Raw genomic sequence first — 16,243 nt, 5'->3', positions numbered from 1 at the left:
TTGCATTTTCCATTTGAACACTCCCACCACTTAGCCTTTGCTTGAAGTGGGGGATTCTTGGGTAATCGAACCTCTTGGTTCGAAGTGGACCAAGCGATCCCTGTGGTCCCCACAGTTCTCGGCCGCTATGACGATCGATATGGCAACATCCTTAATGTTTCGGGCTGCATTGACATCCCGATCATGGAGGGTCTCGCAGGAGGGACACACCCATTGCCGTACCGAAAGATCTTTCACTTCTCGGTGCAGCGCTCCGCATACATGGCAGGTTTGACTTGTCGGAGCAAACGTATTCGCAATCTTGAGGGTGCGCCCATACCATTCCGCTTTATACGTGAGCTGCCTTCTAAACTCACTCCAGGACGCATCGGCAATCGATTTGGCCAGCTTGTGATTCTTGAGCATGTTAGACACCTTTAAGTCCTAGGGTACTGATCGTTTGGTTTTCACGAATCAGCTTGGTGGACAGCTTGTGCAAAAAGTCATGGCGGATATTCACCATTCTCTCGTGGATCAGGGCGATCTTCCGTTTGGCTTTTTGCCAATTGAATCCGTCTTTCGTACGCCGGGCCAGCCTCCGCTGCCAGCTTGCCAACTTCTTTTCATACCGGCTCCAGGCTTTCGGATGAGTATCCCGCATCCCCTCGGAGGATACCGCAAACGTTTTAAGTCCCAGATCGATCCCTACCGACTTATCGTTATGCGGTAAGGGCTCCATCTCGACTTCACAGACGAGCGAAACAAAATACTTACCTGCGGCATTTCGCCGTACCGTCGCCGAAAGAATGCGTCCTTCACAGGGACGAGAGTTTGCAAACCGCAGCCACCCCAGCTTGGGTAGCTTCAGCTTACTCCCATTCACAGCGATATTTCCATTCGTATATCGGGTGGTGTAGCTTTGCACCGGATGTTTACGATTTTTGAAACGCGGAGCCTGCGTCTGCTTCTTGAAAAAACGATCAAAGCTATCGGCTACATGCCGAACAGCCGATTGTAGAGCGATACTATCCGTTTTTTTCAACCAAGGATGTTCTTGCTTTAGATCTGGAAGCTGCGTGGCACAAGCATGGTACGACAAGCCCTTACCCGTGGCGGCAAACGTATCCTTCCATTGTCCCAGAAAATAGTTGAACACAAAACGACAACATCCAAACATCTGATGGATTAGCTGCTGCTGTGTACGATTGGGGTAGATCCGATACTTGTATGCTTTATGGAAGAGCATGCCATACACCTCCGTTCCTTGCAGTTATTATAGCACATACGTTCGGTTTCGAATAGAAAAAAATGGCGATTCATCCCCCACCTAAAGCTGACGCTTTTGTGGAGGGAGTCTTCTCGCTTTCAATGATAAATTTAATTTTGGGGTAATTATTGGCCCTCTTTGTTCCGAATATTATATTAGATGGTCTTTTTTGGATGAAATATCGGAATGTCAACAGGGGGCGGGAGTATGGTGAAGAATCCGGAAACCATTCAGGAATGCATTGAAAAAGCGAGACGGAAGCTGCATCAGATCGCCAGCGCCCATGCCGAATTATGGCATCCGGATGTCATTCGCCAGTCGATGCTTCTGGATGAGTTGATCAATGAATACAACGAGATGATGTACCGAAAAAAGGCATCCCGCAGCAAGTGAACCGGGCAACTGCCTGCACTTTCCGGGGGTGCCTTGGTTTTGCCATGAGGCTGATTTAGGCGAATAAGGTCTTACTCTTTGACCGCTCCGAGAACGATCCCTTTCACGAAGAAACGCTGCAGGAACGGATAAACGAGCAGGATCGGCAGCGCACCAATGAAGATCTGGGCAGCATTGACCGTCCGTTGTGACATGTTCTGAAGCTGGGTGGCGTCCACATTCATATTGGAAAAGTCCTGCTGCACGATAATGGTTTGCATCAACGTGGCGAGCGGATATTTGGACGCATCGTTCATATAGATCAGTCCGTCGAACCAGGAATTCCACTGTCCCACCATCGTGAACAGCGAGATCGTGGCGATGGCCGGCATGGATACCGGCAAGTAAACGCGAAACAGGGTAGTAATATGGTTGGCTCCGTCGATAAACGCAGCTTCCTCCAGTTCCTTCGGCACGTTGCGAAAAAAGTTCATCATGAGAATCAGATTCCATACCGCGACCGCTCCGGGCAGAATAAGTGCCCATAGCGTGTTCGTCAGCCCCAGCTTCTGAATCAGAATGTAGGAAGGAATGAGTCCGCCGCTGAACAGCATCGTGAAGATGAAAAACCATGCGTACAGCGAGCGGCCCTTGAAATGCAGGCTTTCTTTGGACAACGGGTAGGCGGTCAGGATGACCAGCACCATGCTGAGCAGTGTGCCGAGCACAGTCCGCTGAACCGAAATCCAGAGCGCATTCAGGAAGTTGCTGTTGCCGAACGTTTTGGCATAGGCATCGACCGTGAAGTCGATGGGCCAGAACGTGACCAGGTTGGCGGATGCCGCCGCTTTGCCGCTGAAGGACACCGCCAGAATATGGATGAGCGGCAGCACGCACAGGAGCGAGAGCACCGCGATGAAGAACAAGTTGAATCCGTTGAAGATACGGTAGCCGGTCGTTTTGTGGTACACCTTGATTCCTCCTTAGAAAATGCGGTAATTGGCGATTTTGTAAGCCATCCGGTAGGCCGTAATGATCAGGAACATCGCCACGAAGGATTTAAATAATCCGACGGCGGTCGCAAAGCTCATCTTCCCGCTCAAAATCCCCATACGGTACACGAACGTATCGATAATGTCCCCTTTTTCATAGACCAGCGGGTTGTACAGATTGAAAATCTGGTCGAAGCCTGCATTCAGGATGTTGCCCAGAGACAGTGTACCTACTACGATAATCATTGGAACCAGCGCAGGCAGCGTAATGTGCAGCGTCTGCTTGAGCCTCGAAGCCCCATCCACCTCGGAAGCCTCGTAAAGCGCGGGATTGATGCCCGCCAGTGCAGCGAGGAATACAATCGTCCCGAATCCGAACTCTTTCCACACATCACTGATCACCACCGTTACGCGGAACCAGTCGCCGTCGCCCAGAAAAAAGATCGGTTCGATGCCGGCCGCCGCCAGCACCCGGTTCACAAGTCCGCCTTCGGGGGACAGCATGTCGAGCAAGATACCGCCCAACACGACCCAAGACAGGAAGTGCGGCAGGTATACGAGCGTTTGCGAGAAACGTTTAAACGCGGAATGGCGGACTTCGTTCAGCAAAATCGCGAAGACGACCGGAGCGACCAGTCCGGCCACGATTTTCATCGAAGCGATCAGCACGGTGTTCCAGATGACCTGCACGCTGTCGGGATATTCGAACATGAAACGGAAGTTTTCCCAGCCGACCCACTTGGACCCGGTCAAGCCGAGCCAAGGTTTGAAATCCTGGAAAGCGATCACGATGCCGCCCATGGGGACATAGGCGAACAGCAAAGTAAGCAATACGGCAGGCAGCAGCATCAGGTGCAGCGGCCAGGTCCGTTTCCAATTCCAGCGGGTGCGCTTGCGCGGATGCCCGTTTATCCGGCTTGCCGGAGCAGGGCTTGTTATCGGTTGTTCCATAGCCATCAGGTCCCTCCTTTGATCGTCCAGCCGTGCCAGAAATCAAGGCGGAATCGCCTCTGCACGGGTGGAGCAACTGAATTATAGCAATGGAAACAGGCCGGCTATAGAGCAACTTTTCAAGACGGATGTTGATTTGTTAACCAAAATTCAATATGGATATGTAAGGGGTTTCAATATAAAATAGGACTTCGGTGTTTTCCTATTCTTAACCGGAAGCAGGGTGGAGTCATGAGATTGACGGTGTTCGCCAAAACGGTCGTGCTGCTGGTGTGCCTGCTGGTACCGATTTTGCTGCTCTACAGTTATGCGAATCAGGCGAACGTGGATATGGTCGTGGAGGAGAAGCAGCAGTCCAGCCTGAACCAGTTCAGTTATTTCAGTTCACAGGTGGACAAAAACATAGAGCAGCTCTCGTTATACGCTTTGACCTTGCTGCGCGATCCGAGCATACTGCATTATCGCTACATGAACGATGCAACGAGCCAATACGAAAAAAACAGCATTTATCTCGACATTCTCGACAAATTGTCGTTGTACCAGTCCACCAGCCAGTGGAAAAACGACATCACGATTGTGCTGCCGCAGGCGGAGCTTGTTCTATCCACAAAGGCGAATCTTACGGTGTTTAAAGAAAGCATGCTCAAGTATCCGGAGCCGGGTGCGTGGAAGCTGAACGAAGGGAGCTTTACGTATTTTTTCACCGACCATTATGAATGGAGCGACAAACCGGCTGAAACGGGCGTGCGGACGGTCATGGAAATCAGCTTCGACCCGATGAACATTGTGGCCATGCTCGACGATTTCAAGGAGACGCAGGGCGGCGATCCGTTCCTGCTCGTCCCGAATAGCGACCCGTTCGTCAATCGCAGCGCGGAGCCGGAACTGGTGGAAGCCATTCGGCGCGGTATGCCGCTGGATGCACTGGGGCAGGACGCCGGGAATTGGCAGCTCGAAGCGGGCGGCAAGCAATATCTCGTCAGCTACGTCCGCTCCAAACAGCTGGATGCGATATATGTCAACCCGGTCGTGCTGGACGACCTGCTGAATCCGATGGACAAGAGCCGGAACATGTTCGTGACGTCCATCCTGCTGCTGCTTGTACTTAGCATCGGGGCGGCCCTGCTGCTCTACCGCAAGGTACAGATCCCGATCTACCGCCTGATGAGAGGGTTGCAGCAGATTCGCAAGGGACAGCTTTCCACCCGGATTGCGGTCGACCATTCACGGGACGAATTCAGTTATTTGACCCAAAGCTTCAACCATATGGCGGAGCAAATTCAGGAGCTGATCGAGAAGGTGTACGAGGAACGCATTCGTTCGCGGGAAGCGACGCTGAAGCATCTGCAGTCCCAGATCAACCCTCATTTTCTGTACAATTGCCTGTCTTACATCAAAAACATGACCCAGCTCGGCAATCGCGAAGCGGTCGTAGCCATGGCGCTCAGTCTTGGCGATTATTACCGTTACATCACGAAGGACCAGAACGACATGACTACCGTCGAACGGGAAGTGGAGCTGCTGAACAATTATTTGTCCATCCAGCAGATGCGCACGAATCGGCTCTCCTATGAAATCGATGTTCCCGGAGAACTGATGCAGCAGCGCATTCCCCGCTTGCTCATTCAGCCGATCGTGGAGAATGCGGTCATCCACGGCATTGAGCCGATGGAAGGCAGCGGCCATATCGTGGTGACAGGCATGGTTGCCCGCGAGCAGATCGACGGCAAAACCTATGCGCGTTATAGCTTGTTCGTGGACAACGATGGCGTCGCGCTGACGCCGCAGGCGATCGAGCGGCTCGAACGGGAATTGCACGAACCGATGGGCGAAGAGATCGGCACGGGGACGTGGAACGTTCATCAGCGCTTGGTTACGCGATACGGGTTGTCATCAGGGCTTCATTTTGCGGAGATTCCGCAGGGAGGGCTTAGCGTTGAAATACGATGGTTTAAGGAGGAACTTTCCCATGATGAATTTGATGGTCGTGGATGACGAACATTCGGCGGTGGAATCGATTGCTGCGTCCATTCCGTGGAGGGAGCATGGCATTGGCCGGGTATTCAAAGCCTATTCCGTAAAGGAGGCTTTGCAGACGATGGCCGAGCACAGCGTTCATATCATCATCACGGATATTCGCATGCCGGGCTTGTCGGGCCTTGATCTGGTCGGCCATGTCAGGCAGCGGTGGGAGCAGGTCAAGTGCATTATTTTGTCCGGCCACGCCTCTTTCGACTATGCCAAACAGGCGCTCAAGCACGGCACGGTCAGCTATTTGCTCAAACCCGTAAGGGACGAAGAACTTATTGAAGCGGTGCAGCAGGCTTCCGTACAGATCAGGCTTGAAGGGGAGAAACGCATGATGCATCAGCGCGCCATGTATTCGGTGAGGGAGCATCTGCCGGCGAAGCGGGCGGAACTGATGAAAGACGTATTGTTGGGACGGCGATTTGCCGATGGGGAATTGACGGCGAAGCTGGAACAGCTCGAGATCGGCTTTCGCCCGCAGGATAAAATGCAGGTGCTTATCGTTCGCTACGATGACGCGCAAGAGGCACACCAAGCGTTCCGCCTGATGAAATACGCCATCTCCAACGTGGTCGAGGAAATCTTCGGCGGCAGCTATCATCTGTGCCATACCGAAGATGCTTACGATGACCTTGTATTCATGGTCAGCCCGAAGCAGGAGGGGGACGATGCCGAGCTGCTGCTCGGCAGGCTGGGGGATCGGCTGATCCACAGCGTGAGGCAGTACCTGAATGCAAGCATTTCGGTGTCTTCGAGCCGAATGGGGCGTTTTCCCGAACATGTCCCCCAGCTGTACCTGCAGGCCGTCAGCGCCCTTCGCAAACAAGCGGATGCCGGAAAGGGCCTGCATCTTCAAGCGACCGCCGAACCTCGGGGAACGGCGCTGAAATCGTTGTCGTCGCTCTATGAACCGCCTGCACTCACCACGCTGTTGGAGGCGGGAAGAGTAGATGAGGCACAGCGTAAAATCGACGGCATCTTTGCGGAGCTGTCAGGCAGCGTATTTCCGGAGCATGTGTATGTCGCTTTTCACTATTTGGCGGCCGCGTTCTCCTATATGGCGCATCGGGAAGGGAGGCAGTTGTCCGAGGTGCTTGGCGAAGAGTATCAGCAGCTGCTGAAGGACGGATACGGCGTATCGCTGCGCAGCCTCGATGCATGGACGAAGAAAGTGATGCTTCAGTGGGAGACAAGCGCGCAGGAAGATCGCCAGGACAACGTTCCGCCATTGATTCGCCAGGTGCAGCAATGGATCGACCGCCATCTGTCCGAGGACTTGTCCCTGCAGGTCATTGCCGGTGAGGTGCATCTGCACCCGGTGTATTTGTCCAAACTGTACAAACAATCCACCGGCGAAGGCATCAGCGATTACATTATGCGTTCCCGGATGGACCGGGCGGTACACCTGTTGAAGCATACCTCGATGAAGATCTATGAGGTCGGCCAGGAGGTGGGTTACAACAACACCCCTTATTTCATTCAAGTGTTCCGCAAGCACTATGGGCTGACGCCGCAGGATTTCCGGAACGGTTAACAAATCGATATGAACATTGAAATTGTGATATTTGTTTGCTTTCCCGGCTGAACTATCCTTTTCATGTAAGGGGATACACAGTCACTGAGGAGGGGTTTTCATGTATAGAAAAATGATGACGGCGCTGCTCGCGCTGACGATGGTCGTCGTGACTGCATGCAGCTCGGGAGCCAAGGAAGAAGCCGCGCCGGAAGCGGCGGCACCGCTTGCCCTGAAGGACGGGAAATATGAGCCGGCGGTGCAGATGAGCTACTTGCGTGCCTGGAACGACGATACCCGGTTCAAAAACGGTGAAACCGCCCAGAGCAACGTGCACACCAAGTGGGCCAAGGAACGGTTAGGCATCGAGCTGAGCACGCCATGGGCGGTATCGGTGACCAACGATGCGTTCTATACCAAGCTGCGTCTGTCGTTGTCGGCCAACGAGGAGCTGCCGGACATCGTTTCGATCCGGGGCGATTATAATCTGGTCCGGGAGTTGATCGAGTCCGGCAAGTTCGCCGATGCTGGCGAGCTGTTCGACAAATACGCTTCGGATACGTGGAAAGAGGCGGCCGCCTCCGCGCCGGAAGAGTGGTACCCGTACATGTACGAAGGTAAAAGGTACGGCATTCCGATTTTCGATTATGCCTATAACGGCGATCCGGTCATGTTCATTCGCGAGGATTGGCTGAAAAAGCTTGGGCTGGAAGAGCCGAAAACGATCGACGAACTGGTGGCCGTCATGGACGCATTCACGAACCAGGACCCGGACGGCAATGGCAAAAAGGATACGTACGGCTTGACCGTCGGCATGAAGAACGCGCTGAATACGTGGATGACGGAATCCGGCTGGATCTTCGGCATGTACGGCACGATGCCCGGACAATGGAACGAAGCCGCGGACGGCACGCTTGAATACGGCTCGATCCAGCCTGGCGTGAAGCAAGGGCTCGCTACGATGAAAGAGTGGCTGGACAAAGGCTACCTGCCGAAGGAAGCCGGCGTTTACGATGAAATCAAAGCTGCCGAGCTGTTTACCGCAGGCAAAGCCGGCATCATCGTCGGGCCGCACTGGATGCCGAACTGGCCGATCGACGATGTGAAGAAAAACGTGGAGGGCGCTGCCTACAAAGCCATTGCGCTGCCGACAGGCCCGACTGGCGAAAGCCACCACCATGGTTCCGGCGCAAGCAATGGCGTAGTATTGATCAACAAGGACATGGCGAATCCCGAAATTTTCTTCACGTATCAAAATTACTTGTTCGATCATTTTGCGAACCCGGAAGTGGGCGGCGAATTCGAGCACGGCTTTGCCCAGGGGTACGACTTCGATATCGTGGACGGCAAAGTCGTCGGCGAAGCCGATCTCAAGGATGGCGTATCGCCGCTCAAGTACACCATTACGTATGACGGCGCGCGCATTCCGAACCTGATGATGGATACGCTCGCGGAACTGGCCACCGGCAAGGAGCCCGAAACGCCGTTCGAGAAAAACACGAGCATGGCCAACAAACCGGAAGTGTTCGCCGCTGCAGAGGTGGTCGTGGCACACAAAGACGATGCGATCAAGAACAAGTTCACCGGTGCGCCGACCGATACGATGAAAATGAAAAAGGATGCTCTCGACAAGCTGGAGAAGGACACGTTCAGCAAAATCATCTACGGCCAAGTCGGCATCGATGAGTTCGACGCATTCGTGGAAAAATGGAAATCGATGGGCGGCGATGACATTACGGTCGAAGTGAACGAATGGTTCAAAACCGTAAATTAAGTGGTTTGAAAGAAGTCGTACTAAAGGATTACAATCAATAATCATTTTCGCAATTGCACCGGAATCGGGCTGGAACAGGCCTTGATTTCGGTGTTTTTTATTCTGCCGGGGGAGTTTAATGAGCGATCTGGAGTTGATCGTCGAAGCGGTCAGGACGGCGGACAACCATACGTGAGACTTATTGTTTAGGCCTGGCAAGCGATAGTACAATAATAGGCAGGATACGAACGTAGATGCGCATATTTGTGATAGAAGTAGTGGTGCATTTTAAGGGGAACATGTCCATATAAGGAGGAGACGGATCAATGAGCATCATTGTAGAAGAGGCCGTGGAGGAGATGATCGCGGAGATCCATCAATGGTTCGACCAAACGGAGAAACGGGACGATGCCGAGTCAACAGTGAAACGAACGAAGCTGCAATCAGGCATCTATGATGATGTGCTGCTGGATTATCGGCCGGGAAGAACAACCGTGGACAGCCTGGATCTCGGTATGGATGAAGAAGGATTGAGGCCCGGAAAGAACGATGTTTTTACGGTGGAGCAGGTTCAGACTGAAATCCGTCCTCGTTTGGCAGAGGTGATTCAGGAGAGACTGGAACGTTTGGCAGATACGCCGCTGATTGACTATCGATTTACTTTTCGGGGCAAGTTCCCGACGGACGAAGGTTCTCTGCGGATCACGCTGTTTGAATCAGTCAATGAGGAAAAAAAGCGGTTGCTGCTTGAACAGATACATGCTTATGTCGATCGGAAGCTGACCAATGGGTCTTATCCAACGAAACCGCTGGAAACGTTCTTTTTAGTCCGGCATTTGCTCGATCCCGTGTTGTTCCCGGAGTTGGACGTGCCATGGATCATCGCGCAATACGATCGCATTCAGGCGTTGAACAAGGGGCGCCAGGAAGCGCTCTCGGAGCATCGGAGAAATATTACTCAAAGCTTGAGGAACTGGGCGGAGAATCAGTTTTTGCCCTTGTATTTTGACGTCCAGCGCTCGGCTTACAGATCCAATGAGTATACGCTTAAACCAGGAGCGTCTCTGGGTGAACACGATGCTGATCATCATCCCGTCAGGCTGCTGTTATATGGAGCCGTAATGATTCTAAGGTATGAGCCCAATTACAGCAAATCGACGGGGGTAACCTTCCTTGAGCTTGCCGAGCAGCTTGGAAGCAGTCAGGCCGCGCGCATGATGGAAGAGGGCAGCGGCACCTTCGCCAAGGAAGACATTCAAATGCGGAATGAACAGGTGGAATGCACGGCCAATGACGTCTTTTCGACCATCACCATCGTAGTTCGCGAGGAAGCGGCGAAAGCTTACGAACAGGCGCTTGGATACATCATCCGTCTGCTGAAGCAGGGTTTTCCCAAAAGCTACAAAATCAAGCTGAAATCGAAAGCCAAGCACTACTTGCCGGTCAAAGGACTGGCGAAATCGGATACCCACCGTTTTTTTGCGAATGCACTGGTTTATCCCGAATTGCATCCGCTGTTGGAGGAATACGCACGCGAAGTGATGGAGGAGTTCGAATGGTATGAGGATACGGAGGGAGAGAAAAATTGCATGCCTGGTTCCTACGCCACCTTCGGACTTGGCCTTGCGGACGAGCGTTATTTCCCTCTGGTGGAGACATACATGGGTCTGGTGGATGACGAGCATCAGATGGTGCAGGACAAGTTCACGGCAGCCTTTGTCGAACAACACGGACTGACGCAGCAATCGCTCCCGCCACTCATCGCATGTTTGAAACGTTCCACCGATGGTTTGAAGCTGAAAGCTCTTCAGCCTGTGCTGGAAGATGAGGGCAAGCTGGCTTTATGGGTAGAACAGGTGCAAGGATTAGAGGCTTATGAGGTCCAGCGCGTGTTGTATCCGATATGGGGAAAGGTAGAGAAACTGGCTGGTTTGGCACGAAAGGCCGAAGGCCGGCGCAAGGAGCTTCTGCAGGCATTGCTGCATGCAGCGGGCAAGTGACGAGAGTACCATTCAGGGAGAGGGCGGGGGATATGGAATTACAACATTTGAACCGTACAGCGTGGGCTGCTCTTTCATCAGTTGAAAAGGAACAATTTTTGCAGAAGCTGACAGAACTTCCGGAAGGCATGGCGTACGCAGGCTTGCGGAAATTTGAACGGTACGGTCGGTGCACGGAGACAGGTGTGTTCTCCTATGAACAACGGGACTTCGTATTTGTTCCGGGTGATCTCGTGACGTTGGGGTGGGACGGTTGGCACGAAGGCATGAACGAGGAGACGGCCATCGATATTCGGGAAACCTTCAATGAGTACGACGTACACGATATCGATGCTTATCTTCGCGAATTTTCGTCTCCGGTGAGAGAAGTCCACATTTCTCCGATGCTGGTCGAATGTCAGGCCCGTTCCCTGGGTTGGTTTGAAGTGAGCGAAGAAGAAGCTATGGCTTGGGACGATGGGGAATTCGCGAAAGAATGGGAGAAATTCAAACAATCTGACATCAGCGAGTACGAACGTTACCAGCATTTTCGTTTGGTGCGCCATGAAGGAGGTATACGAATCTTTTGGTTCAACGAAGACCTGACGCTGGAGCGGTTGAAGGAAGAAACCGAGAAAACAGGGTTTTCCTTGCTGACGGAAGAGGAGTGGGAGTACCTTTACGGCGGGGGCTGCCGTACGCTGTTTCCGTGGGGAGATAGCTTTGACTACACGATGAAGCTGAAGCATTTCGGAAGTTTACAGGGCGTTCCAGGCATCGTGGATGAAAATGCGGAGCCGGACCCTTCTATGGTTGAGGACGACGGCCGTGCTTACGATCTGGAGCTGCCCAATTTCTTCGGCATCCGGTTCGAAGGCGATCCCTATCGTTGCGAGCTTACGCTTAGTCAGACTGGAGAGCTTATGCCCAAAGGTGGGGACGGCGGCTCTTTGATCTGCGGGGGGCTTGGTCCTGTGGCCGGTTTTTTGCCCGCTACGGTCGTATATTATCGGGATGCCAACATCGGCGAACTGGAATGGGAGGAACTCATCGATGGCATGTATTATCGGCGAGTCATTCAAATTTCTTCGTCCTGTGCTCCTTCTCAAAAATGACCGATAAAGAGGCTGTGCAGGTGTTTGTGGACACCCCATTCTTCCGGTTTTTAAGGAATACATGCAAGTACTAAGAGCACAGCCACGTTGCTGTGCTTTTTTGCTGTTTTTTAACTGCTTTTGCGAGCCTAGGGATACCACCTTATTAAAACGGAATGGGGAAGAATGGTCATCTGTCTCAGACAATATCGCGGTCACGTCATAAGATAAAAGAACGACACGTGGCATAGGAGAACAAGACATGGTGAAAAAAAAGGTCAGTGGGCGGGAGAGGCGGCCGAAATCCGGGATGTCCCGGCGTAAATCGGCACTGCCTCCCAAGCAGCGCAAGATCGTCGATGCGGTGATCGGCGAAATGCTTGAACAACTCCAGCCATGGCTAAGCTCGCAGTTTTCACAGTGGATCGCGAACGAAGGACAGTCTTCGCGAACACAATCGACGATACAACCAAAGGTGGAAGAAATAAGCGATCCCTTATTTCAACCGGCCGATCTCAAAAACTTGCGGATTTGCCTGATTTCCGTGCTTCCTGATTGCAGATGGCAAACTGCAGAAGTGATCGTCGAGCATTTAAAAATGGTTGTGGGTGAAGTGACGACTGTCGGGCTGCTACCCTCCATGGCGACGCGTTTGCAGGATTTGAATCCGGATCTTGTACTGCTTCTCGGCAATTCGCGCAAGCTTTCGGAAGAGGAACGGAAAGCCTTGGCCTCATGCCCGGCTCGCAAGGTAATGTGGCTTGACGATGCGGATGGCACGAACGATGCGACTTGGCAACTGGCCCATTTGGGTGATGTAGTTCTATCGCAAAATCTGGAACATGTGGCGGTTTATCAGGCTGGGGGCGTTCCCTGTGTGTACTATCACCCTTTTGCTGCCGACCGCAACGTATTTTATCCGCAGGCTGTCTCAAGGGAGTTCCAATCCGATGTGTTAATCATCGGGGATGCGGTACCGGAACGATCCGCATATGTATCCGAGGTGGCAAGACATTTTGCTGGAGGACGGGTGCATGCGATGGGGCAAGGGTGGGAGAACGAACCGATCATCACTTCCATTCATACAGAGGACGATGCAAATTCGTGTTACAACGGCGCGAACGTTATTATTCATTTCGATTCGTGCCGTTGCCCGCAAAAATTGTTCGACATAGCCGCTTGCGGCGCTTTTCAGATGGTTCAGGATCAGCCGCATCTCTATGAGCACTTGAGTCCAGGCGAAAACATCGTCACTTTTCAATCCACGACAGAGCTCCACAACCTCCTTGAATATTATAGGCATCATCCGGACTTGAAGCGCAAAATCGCCAGTAAGGCATTGGAGGGCAGCAAGTACGATTACTCTTATTTTCAAAATATATTACGGCTCCTTAAAAGAATCACCGCCGGGGAATGAACGGGAGGAAGGCCTTTTGAAACTGATTGCCTATTTGCTGCCACAATTTCACCGGATTCCTGAAAATGACGCCGCTTGGGGAGAAGGATTCACCGAGTGGACTAATACGAAGAAATCGGTACCGTTATACCAAGGGCATCGGCAACCAAGGGAGCCTTATAACGATTATTATTATGATCTGACCGATCCGGCTGCAAGGCAATGGCAGGCCGGGTTGGCGAAGAAATTCGGGCTTCACGGCTTCTGTTATTATCATTACTGGTTTAAAGGAAAAAAGCTGTTGGAACAGCCTTTGGAACAGATGCTGAGCTCCGGGAAGCCGGACTTTCCTTTTTGTTTGTCATGGGCGAATGAATCGTGGACCCGCAAATGGGATGGCAGCGACAATGAACTGATCCTTCGGCAGGATTATGGTCAAGAGGAAGATTGGGAGCGGCATTTCGACTATCTGCTGCAGGCATTTAGCGATCCAAGATATATTCGTATCGACAACAAACCGGTATTCCTGATTTATCGTCCCGGAAACATTCCTTGTTGCGAAGAGATGTTGGCCTTCTGGAAGCGACTCGCGTTACGCAGAGGGATGGACGGCCTTTTCGTGGTACGGACGCTGGGTGGCTTTGGGTTGCCTAAACAGGAAGGATTCGATGCCAGCGTAGAGTTCGAGCCCCACTACACCTTCGGACACAGCGGTTCGGAGCGAATCTGGAGCACCATGCGCACGATGGGCGGGGAACATCTTGTGTTTGATTACGACGAAGTGTGGCGGTTGATGTTGAATCGTTCGCCGCGTCGGGAAGGGGAAATGATTTTTCCAGGGGCTTTTGTTGGCTGGGACAATACACCGCGTCTCGGTGTGAAGGGGCAGAGCGGATTTGGCGCGTCGCCTCATAAATTCGAAGAATATTTGAGGAGGCAGCTCAAACGAGCCAGACAGCTGTATCGCAGTGAATTTGTGTTTATTAACGCATGGAACGAGTGGGGAGAAGGAGCGTATTTGGAGCCGGATAAGGACGGGGAATATGCTTATTTGAAGGCTGTGAAGAAGGCGTTGGAATCCTCGGAGAACGAATAAGAGAGGAACGGGGTCCTCTCTTTAAATATGACGCGCACTTTTCGTTGGAAACGGCAGGATGACGTAATCAGACTTTTTGAATTCCAATGGCCAACGTGCCGGAAGAAGCATCAATGAAGAGCACGTAGTTGGATCCGTCGGTCCCTTTGAGCAATAATCCCGGTTGGTTGGGGTTGCCGGAAGGGTACAAGAGAACATTGGCTGCGGTTGAGGCAACGCCTGGAGCGGTAGGAAGAGCGGTTACGTTCAGTCTTTGCCCAGCCGTCAAGCTACCACCGACGCTTGCTTGGCCATTGACACCAAAATTGGAGTTCACTGTCGCACTTCCGTTGACTTGTAAACTTCCCGCGATCGTTTCGTTGGAATTCACCTGCAAGGAGCCTTGCACGGTCTGGTTAGAATTAACCTGTATATTTTGACCAAACGTCGCATTGCCATTGACTTGAAAATCCTGCTGAATTGTGGCATTTCCCGTCACGTTTACGTTATCGAACGTAGGCATGGACACATCATCCTTTATATTTGATGCTCTATCTTATGTAACTAGAGGCAAAATAATATGGGTAATATACCTGTTCTATCGAAAACAGGTATATTACCCATGCTCATTTTCAGAGTTTTCGTGCCAATTATTTCAGTTTTTGAACGGCTGCGGCCATTTGCTCCAATTGGGCGTGGGTCAGGGAATGGTCCGGCGAGCTAAATGTTACATACCGGTCATCCAATTGGAACGTCAGCATGTCCGTTTTGTCGGGAGTGTACCATTTGGCGGATACGCCGTTGGGCAGTTTGACGGTTTTGCTGTCATAGTCGAAAGCGTAATCTCTCGGCGAAACATCCACTTTCATGTGGTTAAACACAAAGCTTACACCGTCCCCGCCAGCGGCGACGCTTTTGAATTGGTCACCTGCAACCATATGCTTCGGAGCATAAGCCGTCTCGAAACCTTGGAATTTCGCAAATGCTTTTTGAATCGCGGAGACTTGGGACTTGTTGTAGTTTACATCAGCGTAAGCGGCGATACCCTGGTCGGAACAGTTATTGCTGTTACTGCCCAATTTGTTGACGTTCACGGCAACCTGCTCCAGTTGGGCTTGGGTCAATTTGTGATCCGGCGAGCTGAGCGTCACATACCGATCATCCAGTTTGAATGTCAGCATGCCTGTATCCGAAGGCGTGTACCATTTGGCGGATACGCCGTTTGCCAATGTAACCGTTCTGCCCTCGTAATCGAAAGAGTAATCTTTGGGAGAGATGGAAACATTCATGTGTGCGAACACAAAGTTCACGCCGTCTCCGCCTGCGCCAACGCTTTTGAATGTATCGCCGGCAATCATTTGCTCCGGAGCATAGGCCGTTTCGAATCCGGCGAATTGTGCAAATGCTTTTTGAATGGCTTGTTTTTGTGCTGCGCTGTAAGAAACGGAGGTCAATTCCGCATTCGCAGCTTCGCCGATGATGACCTGACCTTTTTTGCCATCGTAAGATACAGGTACATGCAGTGCATCGGCAAGCGCTCGAACAGGCAGGTAGGTGGAATTGTTGTAGGTGATCGGTGCCAGTTTGTTGCCGCTGCCGTCCGTTGGCGTGTAGGCCGAGCCGTTTACGTTGAAGCTGATGCCGTGGTTGAGGTATGCCGAGATTTTTTCCAATTGCGTGCCTGCGAATACGCCTGCCGCCCCGGTTAATGTCATGCCAAGCACCATGACGGCTGCTGCGGATTTTTTTATGTTTTTGTTCATGATATAACGCTCCTTTATGGATGTAGTGGATTATGATGTCCGGGCTCGCTGTCCCTTATGGCTATATATTACTCACGGAAG

Annotated in this window: 12 protein-coding genes and 1 pseudogene; 8 read left to right on the top strand and 5 right to left on the bottom strand. The window is 52.1% G+C overall.

Going from position 1 to position 16,243, the window contains the following annotated elements; genetic code table 11:
* Positions 1 to 30 precede the first annotated feature (30 nt).
* A pseudogene (tnpB, locus tag RSX24_RS24570) lies at positions 31 to 1,225 on the bottom strand (IS200/IS605 family element RNA-guided endonuclease TnpB).
* Between the two features lie 228 nt (positions 1,226 to 1,453).
* Between tnpB and RSX24_RS24565 the strand changes: the two are divergent.
* The gene (locus tag RSX24_RS24565; RefSeq protein WP_236420455.1) at positions 1,454 to 1,639 is read left to right on the top strand and encodes an aspartyl-phosphate phosphatase Spo0E family protein; all 186 of its coding nucleotides are present in this window, start codon (positions 1,454 to 1,456) and stop codon (positions 1,637 to 1,639) included.
* Positions 1,640 to 1,710: 71 nt separating this feature from the next.
* Here the strand turns inward: RSX24_RS24565 and RSX24_RS24560 are convergent, their stop codons facing one another.
* Complete coding sequence (locus RSX24_RS24560; RefSeq protein ID WP_236420456.1) at positions 1,711 to 2,589, bottom strand: carbohydrate ABC transporter permease; 879 nt, start codon at positions 2,587 to 2,589, stop codon at positions 1,711 to 1,713.
* Positions 2,590 to 2,601: 12 nt separating this feature from the next.
* On the bottom strand, positions 2,602 to 3,567 hold the full coding sequence (locus RSX24_RS24555) for an ABC transporter permease (protein WP_339274740.1): 966 nt from the start codon (positions 3,565 to 3,567) through the stop codon (positions 2,602 to 2,604).
* A gap of 225 nt (positions 3,568 to 3,792) precedes the next feature.
* On the opposite strand from RSX24_RS24555, the gene RSX24_RS24550 reads away from it, so the two are divergent.
* The 7 genes from RSX24_RS24550 (at position 3,793) to RSX24_RS24520 (ending at position 14,420) form a co-directional block, all read left to right on the top strand.
* Positions 3,793 to 5,556 carry a sensor histidine kinase gene (locus tag RSX24_RS24550; RefSeq protein WP_343262028.1) on the top strand — a complete coding sequence of 588 codons (1,764 nt, stop codon included), beginning with the start codon at positions 3,793 to 3,795 and terminating at the stop codon, positions 5,554 to 5,556.
* A complete protein-coding gene (locus RSX24_RS24545; protein WP_236420459.1) occupies positions 5,531 to 7,123 on the top strand; it encodes a response regulator transcription factor in 1,593 nt (530 codons plus the stop codon). The genes RSX24_RS24550 and RSX24_RS24545 overlap by 26 nt, the downstream gene beginning before the upstream one ends.
* Positions 7,124 to 7,223: 100 nt before the next feature.
* Positions 7,224 to 8,876 (top strand): extracellular solute-binding protein, encoded by a 1,653-nt coding sequence (locus tag RSX24_RS24540; RefSeq protein ID WP_236420460.1) that lies wholly within the window; start codon positions 7,224 to 7,226, stop codon positions 8,874 to 8,876.
* 305 nt (positions 8,877 to 9,181) lie between these two features.
* On the top strand, positions 9,182 to 10,855 hold the full coding sequence (locus RSX24_RS24535; RefSeq protein WP_343262027.1) for a DUF6138 family protein: 1,674 nt from the start codon (positions 9,182 to 9,184) through the stop codon (positions 10,853 to 10,855).
* A 32-nt stretch (positions 10,856 to 10,887) separates the two neighbouring features.
* The gene (locus RSX24_RS24530) at positions 10,888 to 11,949 is read left to right on the top strand and encodes a hypothetical protein (protein WP_343262026.1); all 1,062 of its coding nucleotides are present in this window, start codon (positions 10,888 to 10,890) and stop codon (positions 11,947 to 11,949) included.
* Between the two features lie 241 nt (positions 11,950 to 12,190).
* Positions 12,191 to 13,345 carry a CgeB family protein gene (locus tag RSX24_RS24525; protein ID WP_343262025.1) on the top strand — a complete coding sequence of 385 codons (1,155 nt, stop codon included), beginning with the start codon at positions 12,191 to 12,193 and terminating at the stop codon, positions 13,343 to 13,345.
* A 16-nt stretch (positions 13,346 to 13,361) separates the two neighbouring features.
* Positions 13,362 to 14,420, top strand: coding sequence for a glycosyltransferase WbsX family protein (locus RSX24_RS24520; RefSeq protein WP_343262024.1), 1,059 nt, complete (start codon positions 13,362 to 13,364; stop codon positions 14,418 to 14,420).
* A 67-nt stretch (positions 14,421 to 14,487) separates the two neighbouring features.
* Here the strand turns inward: RSX24_RS24520 and RSX24_RS24515 are convergent, their stop codons facing one another.
* The gene (locus RSX24_RS24515) at positions 14,488 to 14,922 is read right to left on the bottom strand and encodes a hypothetical protein (protein WP_236420465.1); all 435 of its coding nucleotides are present in this window, start codon (positions 14,920 to 14,922) and stop codon (positions 14,488 to 14,490) included.
* 127 nt (positions 14,923 to 15,049) lie between these two features.
* On the bottom strand, positions 15,050 to 16,162 hold the full coding sequence (locus RSX24_RS24510) for a stalk domain-containing protein (RefSeq protein ID WP_343262023.1): 1,113 nt from the start codon (positions 16,160 to 16,162) through the stop codon (positions 15,050 to 15,052).
* Positions 16,163 to 16,243: the final 81 nt, after the last annotated feature.

Origin of the sequence: Paenibacillus hubeiensis (assembly GCF_032334105.1) — a bacterium.
Classification (GTDB): domain Bacteria; phylum Bacillota; class Bacilli; order Paenibacillales; family Paenibacillaceae; genus Paenibacillus; species Paenibacillus hubeiensis.
This window is presented reverse-complemented; position numbering and strand designations above follow the sequence as displayed.